The sequence below is a fragment of the Rhizobium sp. 10N414 genome, assembly GCF_056394785.1.
In genome coordinates, this window is record NZ_JBFTIN010000011.1 from 61,483 (window position 1) to 79,718 (window position 18,236).

16 protein-coding genes are annotated in these 18,236 nt (G+C 60.0%); all 16 read left to right on the forward strand.

Going from position 1 to position 18,236, the window contains the following annotated elements:
- Positions 1 to 11: 11 nt before the first annotated feature.
- Positions 12 to 1,148, forward strand: a complete 1,137-nt coding sequence (locus AC1DE4_RS12800) for an NADH-quinone oxidoreductase subunit E (RefSeq protein ID WP_018857054.1) — start codon at positions 12 to 14, stop codon at positions 1,146 to 1,148.
- 10 nt (positions 1,149 to 1,158) lie between these two features.
- Positions 1,159 to 2,463, forward strand: a complete 1,305-nt coding sequence (nuoF, locus tag AC1DE4_RS12805; protein WP_018857053.1) for an NADH-quinone oxidoreductase subunit NuoF — start codon at positions 1,159 to 1,161, stop codon at positions 2,461 to 2,463.
- Positions 2,464 to 2,467: 4 nt separating this feature from the next.
- On the forward strand, positions 2,468 to 3,091 hold the full coding sequence (locus AC1DE4_RS12810) for a 5' DNA nuclease (RefSeq protein ID WP_169681802.1): 624 nt from the start codon (positions 2,468 to 2,470) through the stop codon (positions 3,089 to 3,091).
- Positions 3,092 to 3,310: 219 nt separating this feature from the next.
- Positions 3,311 to 5,392 (forward strand): NADH-quinone oxidoreductase subunit NuoG, encoded by a 2,082-nt coding sequence (gene nuoG, locus AC1DE4_RS12815; RefSeq protein WP_018857051.1) that lies wholly within the window; start codon positions 3,311 to 3,313, stop codon positions 5,390 to 5,392.
- Between the two features lie 12 nt (positions 5,393 to 5,404).
- Positions 5,405 to 6,448 (forward strand): NADH-quinone oxidoreductase subunit NuoH, encoded by a 1,044-nt coding sequence (nuoH, locus tag AC1DE4_RS12820; protein WP_018857050.1) that lies wholly within the window; start codon positions 5,405 to 5,407, stop codon positions 6,446 to 6,448.
- 40 nt (positions 6,449 to 6,488) lie between these two features.
- Positions 6,489 to 6,980, forward strand: coding sequence for an NADH-quinone oxidoreductase subunit NuoI (gene nuoI / locus AC1DE4_RS12825; protein WP_007789671.1), 492 nt, complete (start codon positions 6,489 to 6,491; stop codon positions 6,978 to 6,980).
- 141 nt (positions 6,981 to 7,121) lie between these two features.
- Entirely contained in the window at positions 7,122 to 7,736 is a 615-nt protein-coding gene (locus AC1DE4_RS12830; RefSeq protein ID WP_018857049.1) for an NADH-quinone oxidoreductase subunit J, read from the forward strand.
- A 29-nt stretch (positions 7,737 to 7,765) separates the two neighbouring features.
- Complete coding sequence (gene nuoK / locus AC1DE4_RS12835; RefSeq protein ID WP_007531803.1) at positions 7,766 to 8,074, forward strand: NADH-quinone oxidoreductase subunit NuoK; 309 nt, start codon at positions 7,766 to 7,768, stop codon at positions 8,072 to 8,074.
- Between the two features lie 7 nt (positions 8,075 to 8,081).
- Positions 8,082 to 10,082 (forward strand): NADH-quinone oxidoreductase subunit L, encoded by a 2,001-nt coding sequence (nuoL, locus tag AC1DE4_RS12840; protein ID WP_477881523.1) that lies wholly within the window; start codon positions 8,082 to 8,084, stop codon positions 10,080 to 10,082.
- The gene (locus tag AC1DE4_RS12845) at positions 10,082 to 11,593 is read left to right on the forward strand and encodes an NADH-quinone oxidoreductase subunit M (RefSeq protein WP_018857047.1); all 1,512 of its coding nucleotides are present in this window, start codon (positions 10,082 to 10,084) and stop codon (positions 11,591 to 11,593) included. The genes nuoL and AC1DE4_RS12845 overlap by 1 nt, the downstream gene beginning before the upstream one ends.
- An 18-nt stretch (positions 11,594 to 11,611) precedes the next feature.
- The gene (nuoN, locus tag AC1DE4_RS12850) at positions 11,612 to 13,057 is read left to right on the forward strand and encodes an NADH-quinone oxidoreductase subunit NuoN (RefSeq protein WP_018857046.1); all 1,446 of its coding nucleotides are present in this window, start codon (positions 11,612 to 11,614) and stop codon (positions 13,055 to 13,057) included.
- Positions 13,057 to 13,821, forward strand: coding sequence for a biotin--[acetyl-CoA-carboxylase] ligase (locus AC1DE4_RS12855; RefSeq protein ID WP_192304841.1), 765 nt, complete (start codon positions 13,057 to 13,059; stop codon positions 13,819 to 13,821). The genes nuoN and AC1DE4_RS12855 overlap by 1 nt, the downstream gene beginning before the upstream one ends.
- A 17-nt stretch (positions 13,822 to 13,838) precedes the next feature.
- Positions 13,839 to 15,509 carry a ribonuclease J gene (locus tag AC1DE4_RS12860; protein ID WP_018857044.1) on the forward strand — a complete coding sequence of 557 codons (1,671 nt, stop codon included), beginning with the start codon at positions 13,839 to 13,841 and terminating at the stop codon, positions 15,507 to 15,509.
- Positions 15,510 to 15,512: 3 nt separating this feature from the next.
- On the forward strand, positions 15,513 to 15,917 hold the full coding sequence (mce, locus tag AC1DE4_RS12865; RefSeq protein WP_018857043.1) for a methylmalonyl-CoA epimerase: 405 nt from the start codon (positions 15,513 to 15,515) through the stop codon (positions 15,915 to 15,917).
- A 124-nt stretch (positions 15,918 to 16,041) separates the two neighbouring features.
- On the forward strand, positions 16,042 to 16,323 hold the full coding sequence (locus tag AC1DE4_RS12870; RefSeq protein ID WP_018857042.1) for a DUF1467 family protein: 282 nt from the start codon (positions 16,042 to 16,044) through the stop codon (positions 16,321 to 16,323).
- 575 nt (positions 16,324 to 16,898) lie between these two features.
- Positions 16,899 to 18,221 (forward strand): proline--tRNA ligase, encoded by a 1,323-nt coding sequence (gene proS, locus AC1DE4_RS12875; RefSeq protein ID WP_018857041.1) that lies wholly within the window; start codon positions 16,899 to 16,901, stop codon positions 18,219 to 18,221.
- The last annotated feature ends 15 nt before the right edge of the window (positions 18,222 to 18,236 follow it).

An 18,236-nucleotide genomic window follows, 5' to 3' on the forward strand; every position in this document is an offset into this window, starting at 1 on the left:
CGTGAGGAAGAATGTCCGTTCGTCGATTAGCCGAAGATCAATTCCAGCCTGCCGCGTTCGCCTTCAATGACGAGAACGCGGTTTGGGCGGAAAAGACGATCAAGAAATATCCCGCAGGCCGTCAGCAATCCGCGGTCATCCCGCTGTTGATGCGGGCGCAGGAACAGGATGGTTGGGTCACCCGCGCCGCGATCGAAAAGGTCGCCGACATGCTCGACATGGCCTATATCCGCGTTCTCGAAGTTGCGACTTTCTACACGCAGTTCCAGCTGAACCCGGTCGGCACGCGCGCCCACATCCAGGTGTGCGGCACGACGCCTTGCATGCTGCGCGGTTCGGAAAGCCTGATGGCCGTTTGCAAGAGCAAGATCCATCATCACCCCTTCGAACGTAACGCTGAAGGCACGCTCTCTTGGGAAGAAGTCGAATGTCTCGGGGCCTGCGTTAACGCGCCCATGGTGATGATCGGCAAGGATACCTACGAGGACCTGACGCCGGAACGTCTCGAAGAGATCATTGATACCTTCGAAGCCGGCAATGGCGCCAGCATCACGCCCGGCCCGCAGATTGATCGTCACTTCTCCTCCCCCGAGGGTGGTCCGACGACGCTCGTAGCCGACGAGCCGAAGGCCAAGAGGGTTTCCGCCAAGAAGGCTGTCGAGGATGCCGCGACGGCAACCGTTGACGCAGCCCCGGTTCCCCCGTCTGAGGCCGCACGTGCAAAGAGCACCGACGCCGAGACCAATGCTGCGCTGAAGACGCCGGCCACCGCGCCGAAGGCGGCCGCGAAGAACGTCAAGGCTGTCGAAGAGCAGCCGGCGCCGGCGACGGCCGCACAGGCCGCTGCTACTGGCAAGCCCTCCCTCAGCGACAAGAACCGCCCGGCGGGCATCGAGAAGCCCGCGACGCCTGACGATCTGAAGATGATCTCCGGCGTCGGCCCGAAGATCGAGGCGACACTGCATGAGATCGGCATCTTCACCTTCGCGCAGGTCGCGGGCTGGAAGAAGGCTGAGCGCGAATGGGTCGACGGATACCTGAATTTCAAGGGCCGCATCGAGCGCGACGACTGGGTCAAGCAGGCCAAGGCGCTCGCCAAGGGCGGCGAAGCCGAATACATTAAAGTCTTCGGTAAGAAGCCGCGGTAAGGGGTGAAGCATGTTACAAGATAAAGACCGCATCTTTACCAACATCTACGGCCTCAAGGATAAGTCTCTGAAGGGCGCGATGAGCCGCGGCCACTGGGACGGCACCAAGCAGATCCTCGAAAAGGGTCGCGATTGGATCATCAACGAGATGAAGGCTTCGGGTCTTCGCGGCCGTGGCGGCGCAGGCTTCCCGACCGGGCTCAAGTGGTCCTTCATGCCGAAGGAAAGCGATGGTCGTCCGCACTACCTCGTCGTCAATGCCGACGAGTCCGAGCCCGGAACCTGCAAAGACCGCGACATCATGCGCCACGATCCGCATACGCTGATCGAAGGCTGCGTTATCGCGAGTTTCGCTATGGGTGCGAACGCTGCCTACATCTACGTTCGCGGCGAATACATCCGCGAGCGTGAAGCGCTGCAGGCGGCAATCGACGAGTGCTATGACTACGGCCTGCTCGGCAAGAACAACAAGCTGGGCTGGGACATGGACATCTTCGTCCATCACGGTGCTGGCGCCTACATCTGCGGCGAAGAAACCGCGCTGCTCGAAAGCCTGGAAGGCAAGAAGGGTCAGCCGCGCCTGAAGCCGCCGTTCCCGGCAAACATGGGTCTCTACGGTTGCCCGACGACGGTCAACAACGTCGAGTCGATCGCCGTTGCTCCGACCATCCTGCGTCGTGGCGCTGGCTGGTTTTCGTCGATCGGTCGCCCGAACAACGTCGGCACCAAGCTGTTCATGCTTTCCGGCCACGTCAACAAGCCGTGCACGGTCGAAGAAGAAATGGGCATCACGTTCCGTGAGCTGGTCGATCGCCATGCCGGCGGCATCCGCGGCGGTTGGGATAACCTGCTCGCGGTTATTCCGGGCGGCGCATCGTGCCCGATCGTTCCGGCCAAGGACATCATCGACTGCCCGATGGATTTCGACGGCCTGCGCGCTGTCGGCTCGTCCTTCGGTACCGCGGCTGCGATCGTCATGGACAAGTCCACCGACGTCATCAAGGCTATCGCCCGCATCTCGGCCTTCTTCAAGCACGAGAGCTGCGGCCAGTGCACGCCGTGCCGCGAAGGCACCGGCTGGATGTGGCGCGTGATGGAGCGCATGGCCAAGGGCAATGCCCAGAAGCGCGAAATCGACATGCTGTTCCAGGTCACCAAGCAGATCGAGGGCCATACCATCTGTGCGCTCGGCGATGCGGCCGCATGGCCGGTGCAGGGTCTGATCCGCAACTTCCGTCATGAGATCGAAGCGCGCATCGACCAGTATACCGCAAGCGCACTGGATCACGGTGCGGTTCTCGAGGCGGCAGAGTAAGCTGATGACGAAGGCGTCCGACAGCATAGGCAAGGAAGGAGCGGCTGATTTCTCGGCCGACTTCGGCCGTCTTGCTGCCGAGATGCTGGAGAACGCCCGCGCGCTTCCGGTGCCGCCTGTGATGGTCAACCCGGCTGCGGCAATGGCGGCGGCCACGGCGATCGGCTTCGGCTTTTCGACGCAGATGGCGGGCGCTTTTTTCGGCGCGCTGCAGGGGGCGCTCGATGCAACGAGCAAGCTTGCAGCAGTTCTCCACGAAACGCCGCCCGACGAAGGTAAGCCGCAGGTCGAGATCCGGCCGGAGAACGTTCGTCCGGCGCCTGCCAGGAAAGCTGCAGAGAAGGTCAAGCTGTCTGTCGTTCCAGCAGAGCCGGTCGCAAAGCCCGCGGCCAAGCCCGCTTCGCGCGCTCGCAGGGCTGACGATCTGAAGCAGATTTCCGGCATCGGTCCGAAGATCGAGCAGGTGTTGAATAGCAAGGGTATTCGCTCCTTTGCCGTCATCGCCGGCTGGTCGGACGAGGACGCGGCGCGGATCGACGCAGAGCTTGGGTTTGATGGGCGGATCGCTCGTGATGGTTGGGTGGGCCAAGCCAAGGCCCTGGTCGCCAAGGGGCGAAAGCGGAAGTGAATTTTCGGCCGAATAGGCCGGAGCAAGGTCAAGGCTGAAGAGTGAAAGGGCAGGGGCCCGACACTATTGAGGCCCGAGGCTGATCCCGGGTCTCGGGATTGGCGGAGAATTTGAGCGACACCGATGCCAACGGGATAAGAATCCGGCCTGGCAGCGAAACTGTTGCAAAGTGGGTTTGTTTGCCGCCATCCGGCAAACGGAAAACAGGACTGAGTGACGATGGCAAAACTGAAGATTGACGGCAACGAGATCGAGGTTCCGGATCATTACACCCTCATTCAGGCGTGTGAGGAAGCCGGTGCTGAAGTTCCGCGCTTCTGCTTCCATGAGCGCCTTTCGGTTGCCGGCAACTGCCGCATGTGCCTCGTTGAGGTAAAGGGTGGTCCGCCGAAGCCGCAGGCATCTTGCGCCATGGGCGTGCGCGATATCCGCGGCGGCCCGAATGGCGAACTTCCTGAGGTCTTCACCAACACGCCGATGGTCAAAAAGGCCCGCGAAGGCGTGATGGAGTTCCTGCTGATCAACCATCCGCTCGATTGCCCGATCTGCGACCAGGGCGGCGAATGCGACCTGCAGGACCAGGCAATGGCCTTCGGTATCGACAGCTCGCGCTATCAGGAAGACAAGCGCGCCGTCGAAGACAAGTACATCGGACCGCTCGTCAAGACGGTCATGAACCGCTGCATTCACTGCACGCGCTGCGTTCGCTTCACGACCGAAGTTGCCGGCATCTCCGAACTCGGCCTGATCGGTCGCGGCGAGGACGCCGAAATCACCACCTATCTCGAGCAGGCGATGACCTCCGAGCTGCAGGGCAACGTCGTTGACCTCTGCCCGGTCGGTGCGCTGACCTCCAAGCCCTTCGCCTTCACGGCCCGTCCGTGGGAGCTGAACAAGACCGAATCGATCGACGTCATGGACGCCCTCGGTTCTGCGATCCGCGTCGATACGCGTGGCCGTGAAGTCATGCGCGTGCTGCCGCGCGTCAACGACCAGATCAATGAAGAGTGGATCTCCGACAAGAGCCGCTACATCTGGGACGGCCTGAAGACGCAGCGTATCGACCGCCCATACGTTCGCAAGGATGGCCGCCTGCAGCCTGCGACTTGGGGCGAAGCCTTTGGCGCGATCAAGGCCGCCGTTGCCGCAACCAGCGGTGAGAAGGTCGGCGCGATTGCCGGCGACCTCGCATCCGTCGAAGAAATGTACGCACTGTCGGAACTCGTGAAGTCGCTCGGTTCCGAGAACCTCGACTGTCGCCAGGATGGGACGGCACTTGATCCGTCGCTCGGCCGCGCAAGCTACATCTTCAATCCGACGATCGAAGGCATCGAACAGGCCGACGCGCTGCTGATCATCGGCGCGAACCCGCGCTTCGAAGCCGCCGTTCTCAACGCTCGCATTCGCAAGCGCTGGCGTCGCGGCAACTTCCCGATCGGCGTGATCGGTGAAGCTGGCGAACTACGCTACGACTATGAATATCTCGGCGCTGGCCCGGATACGCTGAAGGACCTCGCCGACGGCAACCACGCTTTCGCGAAGGTTCTGACGGATGCCAAGAAGCCGATGATCCTCACCGGCCAGGGCGCACTGTCGCGCACCGATGGTGCTGGCGTTCTCGCAACTGCCGCAAAGCTTGCCGGCACGGTGGGCGCGGTCGTCGAAGGCTGGAACGGCTTTGCCGTGCTCCACACCGCGGCATCGCGCGTCGGCGGCCTCGATCTCGGCTTCGTTCCGGGCGCAAAGGGCGTCAACGCTGCAGAAATGCTGTCGTCGATGGACGTTCTCTTCCTGCTTGGCGCCGATGAGCTTGATTTCACGGCCAAGAAGGCAAAGCTGACTGTTTACATCGGCTCGCACGGCGACAACGGCGCCCACAATGCCGACGTCATCCTGCCAGCCGCTGCCTACACCGAAAAGTCCGGCATTTGGGTCAACACCGAGGGTCGCGTCCAGATGGGCAATCGCGCTGGCTTCGCACCGGGCGACGCCCGCGAAGACTGGGCGATCCTGCGTGCGCTTTCCGACGTGCTCGGCAAGAAGCTTCCGTTTGATTCGCTTAGCGAACTGCGCGCAAGGCTCTATGCGGCCTTCCCGCATTTCGCAGCGCTTGACGAGATCGCCGAAAGCGACAGCGCCAAAATTGCCGCAGTAGCGAAAAAAGCCGGCAAGATGAACAAATCCGGGTTTGCGTCGCCGGTCAAAGACTTCTATTTGACGAACCCGATCGCGCGCGCTTCGGCAGTGATGGCCGAGTGCTCGGCATTGGCCCGCAACAACTTCAAAGTCGCGGCAGAGTAAGGGCAGGGGACTATGGATTCGTTTGTTTCAACTTATGTCTTGCCCGGCCTTCTCATGGTCGGTCAGTCGCTTCTTCTCCTCGTCTGCCTGCTCGTCTTCATCGCCTACATCCTGTTGGCCGACCGCAAGGTCTGGGCAGCAGTACAGCTCCGTCGTGGTCCGAATGTGGTGGGTCCGTGGGGCCTTTTCCAGTCCTTCGCGGATCTTTTGAAGTTCGTCTTCAAGGAGCCGGTGATCCCGGCTGGCGCCAACAAGGCAGTCTTCCTGCTGGCGCCGCTCGTGACCGTGCTGCTGGCTCTGTCCACCTGGGCCGTCGTGCCGCTGGCGGATGGCTGGGTCATCGCCAACATCAACGTCGGTATCCTCTACATCTTCGCGATTTCATCGCTTGAAGTGTACGGCATCATCATGGGCGGTTGGGCCTCCAACTCGAAGTACCCGTTCCTTGGCGCACTCCGCTCCGCGGCACAGATGGTTTCCTACGAAGTCTCCATCGGCTTCGTTATCGTCACCGTTCTGCTCTGCGTAGGTTCGCTGAACCTGACGGATATCGTCCATGCACAGCAGACCGGCCTCGGCACGCGCCTGGGTCTCCCGGCGTCGTTCCTCGACTGGCATTGGCTGGCGCTGTTCCCGATGTTCATCGTCTTCTTCATTTCCGCGCTTGCCGAAACGAACCGCCCACCTTTCGATCTTCCGGAAGCGGAATCGGAACTCGTCGCCGGCTTCATGGTCGAATACGGTTCCTCGCTCTACATGATGTTCATGCTCGGCGAATATGCGGCCATCGTTCTGATGTGCTCGTTGACGACGATCCTGTTCCTCGGGGGCTGGCTGCCGCCAGTCGACGTATGGTTCCTGAACTGGGTCCCTGGTGTCATCTGGTTTACGCTGAAGTCGTGCCTGGTGTTCTTCATGTTTGCGATGGTGAAGGCATTTGTCCCGCGCTATCGCTACGACCAACTGATGCGCCTCGGCTGGAAGGTCTTCCTTCCGCTGTCGCTTGCCATGGTCGTTATCGTTGCATTCGTGCTGAAGCTGACGGGTTGGGCATGATCGTGCCGGCCCTCGTTTCAAGCAATATTGGAGGTTGAAGATGGCAGGCTTGTCCAACGCGGTCAGCTCGCTGTTCCTGAAGGAATTCGTCAGTGCGTTCTGGCTGACCTTCCGGTACATTTTTAAGCAGAAGGCAACGATCAATTACCCCTTCGAGAAGGGACCGGTCAGCCCGCGCTTCCGCGGCGAACACGCACTGCGTCGTTATCCGAACGGCGAAGAGCGCTGCATCGCCTGCAAGCTCTGCGAGGCGATCTGTCCTGCCCAGGCGATTACCATCGAAGCCGGCCCCCGCCGCAACGATGGCACGCGCCGCACGGTTCGTTACGACATCGACATGGTGAAGTGCATCTACTGCGGCTTCTGCCAGGAGGCATGCCCTGTCGATGCGATCGTCGAAGGTCCGAATTTCGAATTTGCAACGGAAACCCGCGAAGAACTTTACTTCGACAAGGCGCGGCTTCTGGAGAACGGCGACCGGTGGGAGCGCGAAATCGCGCGCAACATCGCACTGGACGCGCCGTACCGTTGATCGGAATTGAAATGCCGGAGTGCCGCCCCTTGCGCGGCTTCCGGTCAACATGCACCGAGGCTTTGCTGGATCTTTCCGCGCGAAGCTTCATCGGGCAGGGAAACTCCCGGCTGCCCGGGGGAAGATGAAAAAGGCACCAACATGGGTCTGCAGGCTCTATTTTTCTATCTTTTCGCCTTTGTCGCGGTAGCGTCGGCGTTCATGGTCATCTGGTCGAAGAATCCGGTTCATTCGGTTCTCTTCCTGATCCTGGTTTTCTTCAATGCGGCCGGCCTCTTCCTGCTGCTGGGCGCCGAATTCCTGGCGATGATCCTGCTCGTCGTTTATGTCGGCGCCGTGGCCGTTCTCTTCCTCTTCGTGGTCATGATGCTCGACATCGACTTCACGGAGTTGCGCGCCGGCGTTCTCGAATATGCGCCGATCGGTGCGATCATCGGCCTGATCCTCGCGGCTGAGCTGATCGTCGTTGTGGGTGGTAGCGTAATCTCGCCGGAAATCGCCAAGTCGGTGGCAATGCCGATCCCGGCGCTGACAGAGCGCACCAACACCGCCGCACTCGGCGACGTGCTCTATACGAATTACGTCTACTTCTTCCAGATCGCTGGTCTGGTGCTGCTCGTCGCAATGATCGGTGCGATCGTGCTGACGCTCAAGCATCGCCAGAACATCAAGCGACAGAATATCGCCAATCAGGTTGCCCGCAATCCTAAGACCGCCGTCGAGGTGGTCAAGGTGAAGCCGGGACAGGGCGTTTGAAGCAGGCGCGAGCTTAAGGAACAAATACAATGGTCATCGGACTTTCCCATTACCTGACGGTCAGCGCCATCCTCTTCACGCTCGGCGTCTTCGGTATCTTCCTGAACCGGAAGAACATCATCGTTATCCTGATGTCGATCGAGCTCATTCTGCTTGCGGTCAACATCAACATGGTCGCCTTCTCGTCGTTCCTGAACGACATCGTCGGCCAGGTTTTCGCATTGTTCATTCTGACCGTTGCTGCGGCTGAAGCGGCTATCGGTCTTGCAATTCTCGTCGTCTTCTACCGCAACCGCGGCTCGATCGGCGTTGAAGACGTCAATATGATGAAGGGCTGATAAGGCTATGTTTTTATATAAGGCTATCGTCTTTCTTCCCCTGATTGGCGCGATCATCGCAGGCCTCTTCGGCCGCGCGATCGGCGCCAAGGCATCGGAATACGTTACCTGCGGCCTGATGATCATCGCTGCGGTGCTGTCGTGGTATGTCTTCATGACCATCGGCATGGGCCACCACGAAGGCGGCCCGATCAAGGTCGAAGTGCTGCGCTGGATCCAGTCCGGCGGCATCGACGTATCCTGGTCGCTACGCGTCGATACGCTCACCTCCGTCATGCTGATCGTCGTCAACACGGTCTCGACCCTGGTGCACGTCTATTCGATCGGATACATGCATCATGATCCGCATCGTCCGCGTTTCTTCGCCTATCTCTCGCTCTTCACCTTCGCCATGCTGATGCTGGTGACGGCCGACAATCTGGCCCAGATGTTCTTCGGCTGGGAAGGCGTTGGTCTGGCGTCCTATCTGCTCATCGGCTTCTGGTTCAAGAAGCCGTCGGCAAACGCCGCTGCGATCAAGGCGTTCGTGGTCAACCGCGTCGGCGACTTTGGCTTCATCCTCGGCATTGCGAGCCTGTTCGTGCTCTTCGGCGCGATCAACCTCGACACCATCTTTGCGAACGCTGCGAGCTTTGCCCCGGGCGAAGCCGGCGGTGAGGGCGGAGAGGTCGTTCTCAACCTCTTCGGCATGCACCTCGACAAGGCACACGCACTGACCGGCGCCTGCCTGCTGCTCTTCATGGGCGCGATGGGTAAGTCGGCACAGTTCCTGCTGCACACCTGGCTGCCGGATGCCATGGAAGGCCCGACACCGGTGTCGGCACTCATCCATGCTGCAACGATGGTTACCGCAGGCGTCTTCCTCGTCGCCCGCATGTCGCCGCTGTTTGAGCTTTCGCCGGATGCGCTCGTCTTCGTAACGACGATCGGTGCGATCACGGCCTTCTTCGCAGCAACCGTTGGCCTCGTGCAGAACGACATCAAGCGTGTCATCGCTTACTCGACCTGCTCGCAGCTCGGCTACATGTTCGTTGCTCTCGGCGTCGGTGCTTATGGCGCGGCCATCTTCCACCTGTTCACGCACGCCTTCTTCAAGGCTCTGCTGTTCCTTGGCGCCGGCTCGGTGATCCACGCCGTCGATGGCGAGCAGGACATGCGTTACATGGGTGGCCTGCGGAAGCACATTCCGGTGACCTTCTGGATGATGACGATCGGCACGCTGGCACTGACCGGCGTCGGCATTCCGTTCACGCCGTTTGGTTTTGCCGGCTTCTTCTCGAAGGACGTCATCATTGAAGCCGCTTACGCGTCGCATTCACCGGTCGCAGGTTTCGCCTTCACGCTTCTGGTCATCGCTGCGCTGTTCACGAGCTTCTATTCCTGGCGTCTGGCGTTCCTGRCCTTCTTTGGTCAGCCGCGCGCCTCGCACGAAGTAATGCACCACGTGCATGAATCTCCCCAGGTCATGCTCGTGCCGCTCTATATTCTTGCCGCTGGCGCGGTTCTCGCAGGCGTTCTCTTCGAGGGTCGCTTCTACGGCGAGGAATATGCCGAGTTCTGGAAGGGCGCGCTCTTCACCTCCGAGCACAACGAACTGCTGGAAGAATTCCATCACGTTCCGGCCTGGGTTGGCCTCAGCCCGTTCATCGCCATGCTCGTTGGCTTCGTCACCGCCTGGTACATGTACATCAAGTCGCCATCGACGCCGCGCGTTCTCGCTCAGCAGCACCGCGTCCTGTACCAGTTCCTCTTGAACAAGTGGTACTTCGACGAACTCTACGACTTCCTCTTCGTCCGCAGCGCCAAGGCCCTTGGCCGCTTCCTGTGGAAGAAGGGTGATGTCGGCGTCATCGACGCCTACGGCCCGGATGGCGTCGCCGCGCGCGTCGTCGATGTTACCAACCGCGTCGTCCGTCTGCAGACGGGCTACCTCTATCACTATGCGTTCGCCATGCTGATCGGTGTCGCAGCGCTCGTTACCTGGATGATGCTCGGGAGTTCCTTCTGATGACCGATTGGCCTATTCTTTCAACGGTCACCTTCCTGCCGCTCGTCGGCGTGGTGCTCCTGCTGCTGATGAATGAAAACGGTCCGAGTGGCCGCCGCAACGTGCTCAACATTTCGCTGATCACGACGGTCGTGACTTTTGTCCTTTCGCTCCTCATCTGGATCGGCTTCGACAATGCGAACCCCGGTTTCCAGATGGTCGAGAAGCACAACTGGCTCGGCACCGGCATCAGCTATCATCTCGGCGTTGACGGGATCTCGATGCTTTTCGTGATCCTGACGACCTTCCTCATGCCTTTCTGCGTGCTGGCGAGCTGGCTGTCGATCGAGAAGCGCCTCAAGGACTACATGATCGCCTTCCTGATCCTGGAAGTGATGATGGTCGGCGTCTTCGTTTCGCTCGATATCGTTCTCTTCTACGTGTTCTTCGAAGCCGGCCTAATCCCGATGTTCCTCATCATTGGCGTTTGGGGCGGCAAGGATCGCGTCTACGCCAGCTACAAGTTCTTCCTCTACACGCTGCTCGGCTCCGTTCTGATGCTGCTCGCCATCATGGCGATGTACTGGCAGGCCGGCACGACGGATATTCCGGCGCTGCTCGCCTATAAGTTCCCGCCGCAGATGCAGACTTGGCTCTGGCTTGCCTTCTTCGCGTCTTTCGCGGTGAAGATGCCGATGTGGCCTGTTCACACGTGGCTTCCGGACGCGCACGTTCAGGCGCCGACGGCCGGCTCGGTCATTCTGGCAGGCGTGCTTCTGAAGCTCGGTGGCTACGGCCTGATCCGCTTCTCGCTCGGGATGTTCCCGGTTGCCTCCGAGTTCTTCGCACCGCTCGTCTTCGCTTTGTCGGTCATTGCCATCATCTACACCTCGCTGGTGGCGCTGATGCAGGACGACATGAAGAAGCTGATTGCCTATTCGTCGGTCGCCCACATGGGTTACGTGACAATGGGTATCTTTGCGGCCAACGCGCAGGGTTTGCAGGGCTCGATCTTCCAGATGCTGTCGCACGGCATCGTCTCCGGCGCTCTCTTCCTTTGCGTCGGTGTGATTTACGACCGAACCCATACCCGCGAGATTGCGGCCTATGGCGGCCTGGTCAACAACATGCCGAAATACGCTGTTGCGATGATGGTCTTCACGATGGCGAACGTCGGCCTGCCGGGCACCTCGGGCTTCGTCGGCGAATTCCTGACCCTGATCGGCGTCTTCCGCGTCAACACCTGGGTCGCACTCTTCGCCGCGACGGGCGTTATCCTCTCCGCCGCCTATGCGCTCTGGCTCTATCGCCGGGTCATCTTCGGCGCGCTGGAGAAGGAAAAGCTCAAAGCGCTGCTCGACCTCTCTCGGCGTGAACAGCTGATCCTCTATCCGCTGATCGCACTGACCATCTTCTTCGGCGTCTATCCGGCTCCGGTCTTCGATGTGACCGCTGCATCGGTTGACCAGCTGATCCATAGCTATACAGCCGCAGTCCAGGCAGCGCAGGACGTTGCGCTGTCGATGAAATGATGACGGGACTTTTGGGACATGACCTCTGAAACTATTCTCGCAAGCCTGCATCTTTCCATACCGGAGCTGATCCTCGCGGTCGGCGCCCTCGCGTTGTTGATGATCGGCGTCTTCTCGGGAGAGCGCTCCGGCCGTATGGTCAGCGTTCTCGCGATAATCGTGCTGGCCGCTGCTGCGCTCTGGCTGATCTTCCTTCCGAGCGAAGGCGTTGCCTATGGCGGCGTCTTCCTGTCGGACGGCTTCGGCCGCTTCATGAAGATCACCGCGCTGGTCGGATCGATTACGGCGCTCTTCATGTCGCTGGGGCTTGCCAAGGAAAATCAGCTCGACAAGTTCGAGTTTCCGGTGCTGCTCGTGCTCTGCACACTGGGCATTCTGCTGATGATTTCGGCCAACGATCTCATCTCGCTTTATCTCGGCCTCGAACTGCAGTCGCTGGCAATCTATGTCGTCGCTGCGATCAACCGCGACAGCGTCAAGTCCACTGAAGCCGGCCTGAAGTACTTCGTGCTCGGCGCGCTGTCCTCGGGCATGCTGCTCTACGGCATGTCGCTGGTCTACGGCTTCACCGGTCACACGCAATTCGCTGCAATCGCTCAGGCCCTGACTGTCGAAGGTGCTCGTTCGCTTGGCCTCGTCTTCGGCCTCGTGTTCATCCTGGCCGGTATCGCCTTCAAGATCTCCGCTGTTCCATTCCATATGTGGACGCCGGACGTTTACGAAGGCGCTCCGACCCCGGTCACCGCTTTCCTTGCCAGCGCTCCCAAGGTCGCGGCAATGGCGATGTTGACCCGCATTGTAATCACTGCCTTCCAGCCGGTCGTGGCTGACTGGCAGCAGGTCGTGGTCTTCATTTCGATCGCTTCCATGCTGCTCGGCTCCTTCGCCGCAATCGGTCAGCGGAACATCAAGCGACTGATGGCCTATTCGTCGATCGGTCACATGGGTTACGCATTGGTTGGCCTTGCTGCAGGCAATCAGACCGGCGTCTCGGGCGTCATGCTGTACATGGTCATCTACATGGTCATGACGCTCGGCAGCTTTGCGATCATCATGTCGATGCGCCGCAAGGACGGCACGGTTGTCGAGGAAGTCAACGACTTGGCTGGCCTGTCGACCACCAATCCGTTCATGGCGACGGTACTGACCATCCTGATGTTCTCGCTGGCAGGCATTCCTCCGCTCGCAGGCTTCTTCGCGAAGTACTTCGTGTTTGTCGCTGCGATCGAGGCGAAGCTCTACGCTCTTGCGATCATCGGCGTTCTTGCATCGGTTGTCGGCGCTTACTACTACCTGCGCGTCATCAAGCTGATGTGGTTCGATGAAGCCACGGGCGAGTTCGCTCGCGTTTCGGGCTCGCTCCGTCTTGTCTTTGGTCTCTCCGGCCTCTTCGTTCTCGCCTATGTCATCATCGGCGGTCCGATTGGCGGTGCGGCCGAGCTTGCAGCTGCGACACTCTTTTGATGAACTCCGAGGCACGGCGCCGGATATCGCTCGACGATTTCAGGCACGAGGCTCTGCCGGAGACGTCGTCCACGAACAGTGAATGCCTTGCCCGTGCGCGGGCAGGGGACCGCGGTCACCTCTGGATCACGGCGGAAAAACAGACCGGCGGCCGTGGCCGCCGGGGACGCCCCTGGGTTTCAGAGCGGGGCAATCTCTACGCCTCGCTTCTTCTCATCGATCCGGCGCCCATGGAGCGCCTCGGCTCGCTGCCGTTGGCAATTGCCGTCGCCGTGCATCAGGCCGTTCGCCGTGTGCTCCGGCATACGGCCGAGCCGCTGGAAGTGAAGTGGCCGAACGATATCCTGATCGGACGCAAGAAGACTTGTGGCATTCTCGTGGAAGGCGAAGCCCTGTCGGAGGGACGCCATGCGCTCGTCATAGGCATCGGTATCAACGTCGCATTCATGCCTGACAACCCGCTCTATCCGGTGACCTGCCTGCGTGAGCAAGGGAGCTCTGCTTCCCCCGAAGAGGTTTTCGCCCATCTTTTTGCATCGATGGCCGAAGTCCTGGAAGCATGGGATCGGGGCCGCGGCGTGCGCGAAATCACGGAACGCTGGCGCCAGGTCGCCTGCGGCATTGGCGAAAAGATAACGGTGAACCTGCCGGACCGGTCGATTTCCGGCCACTTCGCCGGAATTGATGATAATGGCCTGTTGATGCTCGATATTGGCGCAGGCAGGATGATGACGATTGCCGCCGGCGACGTCTTCTTTGGTTGATTGGAAAAAAGAATAATATGGCGAAGCAGGACGAATTGGTATTTCTGCCGTTGGGTGGCGTTGGCGAGATTGGAATGAATCTCGCCCTCTACGGCTACGGCCCACCGACCCACCGCCAGTGGATCATGGTTGACTGCGGCGTTACCTTCCCGGGGCTTGATCTGCCAGGTGTCGATCTTGTGCTGCCGGACATTCGTTATCTCGCCACCGAGCGCAAGAGCCTGAAGGCGATCTTCATCACGCATGCGCACGAGGACCACTACGGCGCGCTCGCCGATCTATGGCCCGGTCTCAATGTGCCGGTCTATGCCTCTAGCTTTACGGCTGGCCTGCTCGAGGCGAAGCGCAACTTTGAAAAGTCGGCCATCGGGGAGATCCCGGTGACATTGTTTACGGCGGGCGACACCGTCAATGCCGGCCCCTTCAGCGTCGAAGGCGTGGCGGTCAACCACTCCATTCCCGAGCCGATGTCGCTGGTGATCCGCACGCCACTCGGCAATGTGATCCATACCGGCGACTGGAAGATCGACCATGAGCCGTCGCTCGGTCCGCTGACGGACGAGACCCGTTTTCGCCAGCTTGGCGATGAAGGCGTTCTGGCGTTGATGTGCGATTCCACGAATGCCCTGCGGGATGGTGTATCGCCATCCGAGAAGGACGTCTCCGAGAGCCTGCGCAAAATCATCGAGAACGCCGAGGGCCGCGTTGCGGTGACGACGTTCTCATCGAACGTCGGCCGTATCCGAACGGTAGCCGAGGCGGCCGAGGCTGAGGGCCGCGAGGTACTACTGCTTGGCAGTTCGCTCAAGCGCGTGGTCGACGTTTCCCGCGATATCGGCCTGATGGAGGGCATCAAGCCGTTCATTTCCGAGGAGGAATACGGTTACGTCCCACGCGACAAGGTTGTCGTCATTCTGACCGGTAGCCAGGGTGAGCCACGCGCGGCCCTTGCGAAGCTGTCGCGTGACGAGATGCGCAACGTGGCGCTTGCAGCAGGCGATATCGTCGTATTTTCCTCCCGCGCCATCCCGGGCAACGAGAAGGCGATCCAGGACATCAAGAACGGCCTCATCGAGCAGGGTGTCCATGTCATCACCGACAACGAAGCCCTTGTTCACGTTTCCGGACATCCGCGCCGCAACGAGCTGCAGAAGATGTATGAGCTGACGCGGCCGAAGATCGTCGTGCCGGTGCACGGCGAGGCGACTCACCTGACGGCGCACAAGGAACTGGCGGAGCAATCCGGCATCCCGATCGTGCCGCGCGTGCGCAACGGCGACATTCTTCGTCTGGCACCAGGACCAGTCGAGGTTATCGACGAGGCGCCGCACGGCCGTATCTATAAGGACGGCTCGCTCATCGGGGATTTCGACGAGATGGGCATTGGCGAGCGCAAGAAGCTCTCCTATGTCGGCCACGTTGCCGTCAACGTCGTGATCGACAGCCGCTACGATATCGTCGGCGATCCGGACCTCGTTGCGATCGGTCTGCCTGTCTACGACGACGAGGGCGACGATATGGAAGATACGCTTTACGACGCTGCTGTCGGCGCCATCGAGAGCATACCGCGGGCACGCCGGAAGGATCTCGACCTGCTGCAGGAGTCGGTCCGCCGTGCGATCCGCGCAACCGCAAACCAGACCTGGGGCAAAAAGCCTGTGGTCACGGTCTTTGTTACGAAGGTCTGACCCATGCTCGGCCGGGTCAACCATGTCGCCATCGCCGTTCCGGACCTTGCGGCCGCAACGGCCGCCTACCGGGGCACGCTCGGCGCAACTGTCTCTGCCCCGCAGGCTCTGCCGGAGCACGGCGTCACAGTCGTCTTCGTGGAGCTGCCGAATACCAAGGTCGAACTGCTGGAGCCGCTGGGAGCGGACTCGCCGATCGCTGCTTTCCTGGAGAAGAACCCATCTGGAGGAATGCACCATATCTGCTACGAAGTTGCCGACATCCTCGCCGCTCGCGACCAACTGGTGCAAGGTGGTGCAAGAGTGCTCGGCAATGGTGAGCCGAAGATCGGCGCCCATGGAAAGCCGGTGCTCTTTCTGCATCCGAAGGATTTTTTCGGCACCCTGATCGAGCTGGAGCAGGTCTGAGCGGGCTGCGGCAGAGTGACCGAGACGCGGCAAAAACCGTCATTGGGGTCCGAACCGGCTTTGAGTTAACGGACATTTCGGCTTATAAGCACCGCAGTCGCAGAGAGCCTAGCGGGACAATTCGATGCTGCAGATATTTCTACAGGGCTTTGCCGTCTACTTTATCGTCTGGTGGATCACGCTCTTTGCCGTCCTGCCGATTGGCCTGCGCACGCAAGCGGAAGATAACGATATCGTGTTGGGGACCGTACACAGCGCCCCGAGCCGGTTTCGGCCGGTATTCGTCTTTTCGATGACGACGATCATCTCGGCTGTCATCTACGGGCTCTGGTATATCGCTTCGAATTACTTCGGTTGGGGTTTCGACGCCCTGCCGCAGATTGGCCCATCGTTCTCAAACGTTTAGGGCGTTTGCCCAGTTTTTGGGCGGATACAGATATTCGCTGTCACACACATGTCATGAAGTTGCGGCATGCAGTTGCCGTAACGGCAGGCGAGGCCTCACGCAACGGCAGCGAGGGGCTCGGATGGCAGAACGTGGTTGAGAAAAGCCAAAAAAAAACAAGGCTGAAAGCCTTGTTTTAAGTATCGCGTGATCCTTATCCGTTGCCGGGGCTGCGACGAGCGCGCCTAAGATCTGATCCTCCCAAGACTTGACCGCGAAATCGGCAGGAATTTAGCTCCCTGCCTGTTTTGTGGGCTAAAGCTAGCTCAAAGAATGGGCTTTGTCATCAGGTTTTTTTGCATTTTTGCTACACTCCAGCAAATTTTTTCTGTTCATAAGAATATCGTACAAACCATTATAATTTCGCCTTTTTCTTACTTTGTCTGCTTTGCGGGTGCGAACTTGCTTTAACGGCAGACCGCTTCAGCCCGCGGCGGGTTTCTTTCCTTTCGCGAAGCAGCTATGAACGCTGCCAATATTTGTGATCCGCCTTCGATTCCGCGACATGCGGTGTCTCAACAGTTCTGGAATTCGCCATGCGCCTGTCTCGCTATTTCATGCCCATCCTTAAGGAAAATCCCAAGGAGGCGGAAATCGTCTCTCATCGGCTGATGCTGCGCGCCGGCATGATCCGGCAGCAGTCGCAGGGCATCTATTCCTGGCTGCCCCTCGGCAAGCGCGTTCTCGACAAGGTCAACAACATCATCCGCGAGGAGCAGAATCGCGCCGGCGCGATCGAACTGTCGATGCCGACGCTGCAGTCCGCCGAGCTCTGGCAGGAAAGCGGTCGCTACGACGCCTATGGCAAGGAGATGCTGCGCATCACGGACCGCCAGGATCGCCCGATGCTGTACGGCCCGACGAACGAGGAAATGGTCACGGATATCTTCCGGTCCTACGTGAAGTCCTACAAGAGCCTGCCGCTCAACCTGTATCACATCCAGCTGAAGTTCCGCGACGAGATCCGCCCGCGCTTCGGTACCATGCGCTCGCGTGAATTCATGATGAAGGACGCCTATTCCTTCGATCTGACTCGCGAAGGTGCGGAGCATTCCTACAACAAGATGTTCACCGCCTATCTGCGGACGTTCGATCGCCTCGGCCTGCGTGCGATCCCGATGCGTGCAGACACTGGTCCGATCGGTGGCAATCTCAGCCACGAATTCATCATCCTGGCCGACACCGGTGAATCCGAAGTGTTCTGCCACAAGGACTTCGTGAACTTCGATATCCCGGCTGAAGGCACCGACTTCGACAGCGTCGAGGGCCTGAAGGCTGTTTTCGACAAGTGGACGTCGCTTTATGCCGCCACATCGGAGATGCACGACGAAGCGGCGTTCAACGCCGTTCCGGAAGGCGAGCGTCTCTCTGCGCGCGGCATTGAAGTGGGTCATATCTTCTACTTCGGCACGAAGTATTCCGAGCCGATGGGCGCGAAAGTGCAAGGGCCTGATGGCAAGGAACATACGGTCCACATGGGTTCCTACGGGATTGGCCCGACCCGCCTTGTTCCCGCCATCATCGAAGCATCGCATGATGAGAACGGAATCATCTGGCCGGCGTCGGTAGCGCCGTTCGATGCGGTCGTGATCAACATGAAGGCCGGTGATGCGGCGTGCGATGCAGCCTGCGAGAAGATCTATGCGGCGCTCTCGAATGCCGGCAAGGACGTCCTCTACGATGATACGGACGATCGCGCCGGAACGAAATTTGCGACCGCCGACCTGATCGGTGTTCCGCTGCAGATCATCGCCGGCCCGCGTGCGGTCGCGAGCGGCGAAGTCGAAGTGAAGGACCGCAAAACGGGCGCCCGCGAAACGATGACCATCGACGCGGCGATCAACAAGCTCTTGGGCTAAGAAGGCGGGAGGCAG